The sequence below is a fragment of the Pedobacter petrophilus genome (assembly GCF_009674725.1).
GTDB lineage: Bacteria > Bacteroidota > Bacteroidia > Sphingobacteriales > Sphingobacteriaceae > Pedobacter > Pedobacter petrophilus.
Genome location: NZ_WKKH01000116.1, coordinates 1 through 1,160 on the forward strand (window position 1 = coordinate 1; position 1,160 = coordinate 1,160).

At 39.3% G+C, this 1,160-nt stretch carries 1 protein-coding gene and 1 pseudogene; both read right to left on the reverse strand.

Features of this window, described 5'->3' with window-relative positions; genetic code table 11:
* Positions 1-87: 87 nt before the first annotated feature.
* Positions 88-1,005: an IS3 family transposase gene (locus tag GJU39_RS23280; RefSeq protein ID WP_342448242.1), complete on the reverse strand. Its 918-nt coding sequence runs from the start codon at positions 1,003-1,005 to the stop codon at positions 88-90.
* Positions 948-1,160: pseudogene (locus GJU39_RS23285) on the reverse strand (hypothetical protein); the annotation flags it as partial. The pseudogene GJU39_RS23285 and the gene GJU39_RS23280, both read right to left, overlap by 58 nt.

The following is a 1,160-nucleotide window of genomic DNA, read 5'->3' on the forward strand; positions in this document are numbered from 1 at the left end:
TGGAATTGCAATAGTATACTAGAGGTTTTTTTATTGTCAGATTATTTTTTTTGAGAAGCATTACTTTAGATTCCGCTAAAATGGATATTAAGCTGCTTTTTCATTATTAATTAATGTATTTTCGAACTCGATCGGTGATAAATAACCCAGTGTCGAATGGCTTCTTTTCCTGTTATACCATATTTCTATATACTCGAAAATAGCTATACTTGCCTGTTCCCTGGTCTTGAATTTTTTATGGTACACCATTTCTGTTTTCATCGTTTTAAAGAAGCTTTCGGCCACTGCATTATCCCAGCAATTTCCCTTTCTGCTCATACTTTGCGTGATTGGCATTTCTTTTAGTTGTACCCTGAATTCGGCACAAGCATATTGAACTCCTCGGTCTGAGTGAAAAATCAGATTGCTCGTCACTGGCCTATTTATCTTCGCCATTTGAAATGCCTTAACAGTTGTACTTTTCGCATCCATTCCATCACTCAATGACCATCCGATAACTTTTCTGTCAGCCAGGTCTATAACAGTGGTAAGATATAACCATCCCTCTGCTGTTTGAATGTAGGTTAAGTCGGAAACCCATTTTTCCCCAATTCTTGCAGCATAAAAATCCCTGTTCAAGATATTTTCAGCTACCGGATATTTATGTTTGGAATCTGTGGTACTGACCCAGTTCTTGCGTACAATACTGCGTATATTAAATTTGCGCATCAACCGGGCAACTCTTGGTCTGGAGGTTTTTATTCCCTTTTTTCGCAGCTCCTCGGTAATTCTCGGGCTACCGTAAATACCCTTCTTTTCCTGGTAAACCTCATCTATTTCCCTCAGAAGAGCATCCTGATCGGCTAACCGTTTTCCCTTAGGATGCTTTAACCAATAATAAAAACCACTGTTGCTTACCTGAAATACCTTACACATCATTTCAACTGGAAATATTCTTCGGTGCTCTTTTATAAATCCGAATATCTCCCGTCTCCCTTGGAAAAGATGCCGACCGCCTTCTTTAATATATCACGTTCCATTTGTGCATCCTTAAGCTCTTTTTGAAGCTTCTTAATCAATTTCTGGTCTTCCGTTAAGGAAACAGGACTCTGTTTGGGCTCCGACTCACGCTGTCTCCATTTACTCAGAAGGCTATCGTTTATTCCAAGCTCATCTGCAAC